This window comes from Clostridium algoriphilum (assembly GCF_020443705.1).
Lineage (GTDB): Bacteria > Bacillota > Clostridia > Clostridiales > Clostridiaceae > Clostridium_AD > Clostridium_AD algoriphilum.
The window spans coordinates 1-4,658 of record NZ_JAIZZK010000079.1; the positions used below are offsets into that span (position 1 = coordinate 1).

General features: G+C 27.5%; 4 protein-coding genes. All 4 read right to left on the minus strand.

Going from position 1 to position 4,658, the window contains the following annotated elements:
- Positions 1-325: 325 nt before the first annotated feature.
- The 4 genes from LGK95_RS21775 to LGK95_RS21790 all read right to left on the minus strand — a co-directional run bounded on the left by LGK95_RS21775 (position 326) and on the right by LGK95_RS21790 (position 4,412).
- Positions 326-1,378 (minus strand): replication initiation protein, encoded by a 1,053-nt coding sequence (locus LGK95_RS21775; protein WP_226126999.1) that lies wholly within the window; start codon positions 1,376-1,378, stop codon positions 326-328.
- An 843-nt stretch (positions 1,379-2,221) separates the two neighbouring features.
- Positions 2,222-2,530, minus strand: a complete 309-nt coding sequence (locus LGK95_RS21780; RefSeq protein ID WP_226127000.1) for a hypothetical protein — start codon at positions 2,528-2,530, stop codon at positions 2,222-2,224.
- A gap of 54 nt (positions 2,531-2,584) precedes the next feature.
- Positions 2,585-3,343 (minus strand): ParA family protein, encoded by a 759-nt coding sequence (locus LGK95_RS21785; RefSeq protein WP_226127001.1) that lies wholly within the window; start codon positions 3,341-3,343, stop codon positions 2,585-2,587.
- Between the two features lie 886 nt (positions 3,344-4,229).
- Positions 4,230-4,412: an alpha/beta-type small acid-soluble spore protein gene (locus tag LGK95_RS21790; protein ID WP_226127002.1), complete on the minus strand. Its 183-nt coding sequence runs from the start codon at positions 4,410-4,412 to the stop codon at positions 4,230-4,232.
- Positions 4,413-4,658 lie beyond the last annotated feature (246 nt).

Below are 4,658 nucleotides of genomic sequence, written 5' to 3' on the forward strand. Positions count from 1 at the left end.
CTGACATAACAATACCCCCAATCATAGTTTTATTATCCTACAAATGGGGGTGTTTTTGCAATGTCCGTTTTTAGTGGTTCAGTTCATAGCTTCAGGGGGGGGGGGGGGATAAAATTTTTGAATTTTTTTTTGTTTTTATTAAAATTTGCCTTCTTCCATAATCAAAACTTTTATAAGCTGATTTATATCCTATCATCAATTTGCTGTTAACTATTTTATCTTTGTACCTATACCTTCTTTTTCCTGCCTTACGTTTAGCTTTGGACAGATTATGTAATCATATGGTTTGTGTACTATAATGCACCTTAGAATTAATGTAAGGGTGCTATTTTCTATATGCAAGTACTTCGTCCATAAAGTTTTTACTCTTTTCTTCATTTTCTTCCCAACCATTTAGTTTCTTCTCTAGTTTAGCAAAGTCATATACTCTTTGCTCATAATCATTGAAACCACCGTCTTTAGTTGATTGACTTTGTGGTTTATTAAATCCTTTTAAAAGCGTTCTCATATATCCAACAACATTAGGAACATTTTCTTTTGTTAAAATATAAGAATAACATTCTCTAATTGTATCAATGCTGTTTTTAGCATCTTTGAGCATACATTTCGCCTCTGATTCCGTAATTGAATGCCTATGACATATAGCTTGTACTTGTTTTATAAGTTCTGTATCTTCTGTCTTGTCTGAGGTAACTGACAAGACATTTTTTGCTTTATTACTGACTATGTGAAATTTGATTGCAGTAACTTTACGACCTGTTTTTATTTGTTCATATGTAAACTTAATATCACTAGCATTATTTATTTCCTCAGAAGCCATGTCCAACACTTTTTTTCTGAATGTTGCAAAATTTTTATATGTTAGAGGGCAATATAATTTATGTTTCAAGTCATCAATCTTGTCTATTCTCCACCCCGTGTCTTCAAATGATTTGAGCATATAATAGATTCTTTTGCTATACAAACTTTTAAAATTTATTGGGTATTCAATTCTATAATAGATTTTTTTCTTCATGTTCAATAACATATTTTTCAAGGTATGCCCTATCTCAAAATATATTTTGCCTTTTTTATCTATATATGTGAGCATACTAAACCAAACAAACTTCATTTCTTCCCCTGTTGCCTTATTCTTTATAGAAAAGTTATTGTGTTTCTCATATAAATCATTTGTAGCTTTTTTTAAATCTCGATAAATATTTGCACTTCCTAGATTATATATTCCCTTATATTTTTCAATGTCTATTTCATAAACATATTCATTATCGTCTTTTATGGTGTTCAATACTAAATCAATAATATCATTTTCTTTTGCAGTTAATTCATGCCTTGCTTCGATTAATCCATCAGGTCTTATTGCTTCCAAACTTGTATTCATTGGTACACCCCTTCCACTAGTTACCAATATATAATGTAACTGCAACTTTGTCAAGTAGCAGTTACATTCAATAAGTTGCAATTCAACAGTCATTAGGTTGCAATAAATTTTACTCTCAACATTCTTTGAGTTGCAATTCAACAGTCATTAGGTTGCAATTCAAACCCTACATCCATTGGTATAACAGGCGTAGAAGTACCCCTACTACTCTTTACCTTATTGTTGTCTTATTACTATCTCTTTACAACAAGGTAAATTGTTGGTTTCTAAAAGTTATTCTATCCTCATCAATAGGGTATATATCGTTATAAACGAGTAATATCACTGTCATGCTTAGTGACATTGTCAACAGTCATTAGGTTACAATAGATTTCTTGATTATCGCTTCATCTATATGACTTGTCATTGTTAGAATTCATCAAGGGTTGATATGCCTAGCGTTGAGGTTTTAATTTAGTTAGAAATTCATTATAAATATTAGCAGTCATTAGGTTGCAATAGATTTTGTAACAATTGCTATAAGTGGTATTAAGATAGTTATACATAATATATTATTTCTTCTAACATTTCTTCTAACATTTTACTTATCATATATTTTGTATGAGTTGTCGTTGTTTAATTATGAGAAATATTTAGGACTATAAGAAAATTCATCCATAAGACAAGCTGTTTTACAGTAAAAAATTCGATTCTCTCTACCTACAGTGGCTTTCAAGTCTAATAACATACAATTACCTTCCCCAAAAAACAAAACGCTCTGTGGACGTTTAATAGCGTCTAATTGTGTGCATCTTATCTGAGTTTAATTTTATACATAAAAAAAAGAGCAGTTTAATTTACCGCTCAATCTGTGTATTCAATAGTTTCTATACAATGTTTTATCATCATAACGATTAACTCGTTTCTACTGTATTTCTTTTTTTTACATATATGTTCCAAGTCCTTTTGTGTATCTGCATCTAAGTATAATGGAAATGGTTTTTTTTTGGTTGTAGTTTCTACTTTCGTTCCTAAAGTAAATGCGTTACTAGTATTATTATTTGTATTTAATTTTAATGATTCACTTGTACTTTTAATATTAGCGTTTAATGGTAGTGTGTCATCTTTTTGTGAAATGTTACTTTTTACCTTGCTTTTAAAATCATTATTCAATGTTAAAACTTCCCCTCAATATTTAATGTTAATATATGATGTTGATATATAGTATTAATATACTTTCGAAATAATTTCATAATACAAATGTTTGTAAGGCTCTGCCCACTTGTTATTATAATCTTGTATGGTCTTATTTAACGTTATGGCTTCTACATACTTAATACTGTTATATATAATTGTATTGAACAAATCATTTTTAAAACTATCTTCAATTACCTCATTCATTTGCCTTGTGAATATTGTTTTTTTATCGAAGTTATTTCTTAAAATACCTAATAACTTTAGGTCATCGTTTTCGCCTAGATCTATAATGTCTTTAACTAGATTATCGATTATATGAAGGTTTTGTAATGCACTAGTGCCTTTATCTATTACGCTAATGTAATAGTCACTCATAGTCAAAGCATTGGTTGTAGCAATCCCTATGAAGGGTGAATTGTCTATAATTACGAAGTCATAATCTTTTTTATTAGAGAATTTTGCAAACTTAGTTTTTAATATTGTTTCACGAGTTCTCTTATTATGTAGTTCACTTTCCAAAGTAAAACTTTTAACATCATTTGTTATAACATCAATTTTGTCATTGTATTTTACAATACAATCCTCAAAACCAATACTTGAAATTGAATACAAATCAAATAAGCTATAGGGACTTTTTAAGTCCATAATTTTTGAAGCATTTCCCTGTGCATCATTATCTATTAGTAGGACTCTATGACCTTGCTTTTCTATCTGACCAACTAAATTTACACAGGACGTTGTTTTTCCAGTCCCACCTTTACAATTTACAAAAGAAATAACAATGGTCATTAATATTCACCTCACAAATTAAAATTAAACTATAATGTTATTTTATAGAATTATAGTTTGAAAGTCAAATATTATACTAATGTTATGAATTAATTACATGATTAATATTAAACTTTAATATTAAGTTTTAATATTAGCAACTAAAATATAATATTAAAACTATATATTAATGTTATATAATAGTTATTTATTTGCATTAATAAGGCCAGATGTTAATTATTAATTAGTTATAAATATTAATGTATGGTATTAATACTATACATTATTAAATTATTGTTTATATTAGCACTAAATATTTATTTTTTAATAAATAACACTGTTACTTATTAATGTTAAATAACAGTGTATAGTGTCAATAATAATGTTATAAATCAATACTCTATAACAGTATTGTATATTAATATAATTTTAATATTAAATATTAGTTTATAATATACTTATAAAATATAATATTTTGAATTATTATAAAATACTAATGTATAGTGTTAATGTTATAAAGTGGTATTAAATAATAATACTCTGTAATGATTATTTATTTAGTGTTAAATCTTATATATTAAATTAATTTATATATAGAATGTAAAATTAGGTGCGCTAACCGCCCTTTGGTTGGTGCTGCCGTCTTCTCTCATGGAACCTTCCCTACGGGCTACCTTTCCATTCCTTCAGTTGGTTTAGTTTAACTTCTATGAAAGCAATGCCGTGAAAATTAAACTTTAACGCAACGACATTTGTTAAATACTCGTATAATCTATATCACTTTATACATATTAAAACAAAAAAAACAAACTCTATATATTAAAATTTTGTTTTATTATTAGTTGGTGTATCATCATAAAAGGCACATAGAGTTACATCTATGTGCCTTTCTTTATATCATTTTAAATTATAAATTTCTTTCATATTGTTCTACCATTTTTTTTACCATTTGTCCACCAACAGAACCGCATTGTCTTGAAGTTAAGTTACCATTGTAATCAGTAAAATTAACTCCTAATTCTTTTGCAGTTTCCATTTTAAATGAATATAATCCAGCTTTAGCTCCAGGTACTAATTGTCTGTTTGCCAATGTAATCACTCCTTTAAATTTATTTTGGTATGATAGTATCTTGTGCAGAAATTTAAAATATATAGCCCTTTTATAATAATATTGTCAACTTATTCTATGTCCTCATATCTATGCTTTTATTTTGTAAGTTGATTTCTGTCTTCCATTTGAGGAGGCTCTTCCATCCACTTATGTATAATCATTAGTTTTCCACCTTTTTTTGCATAATCAAATGTATCCTTTGCAATAATTGCAAGTTTAGTATGT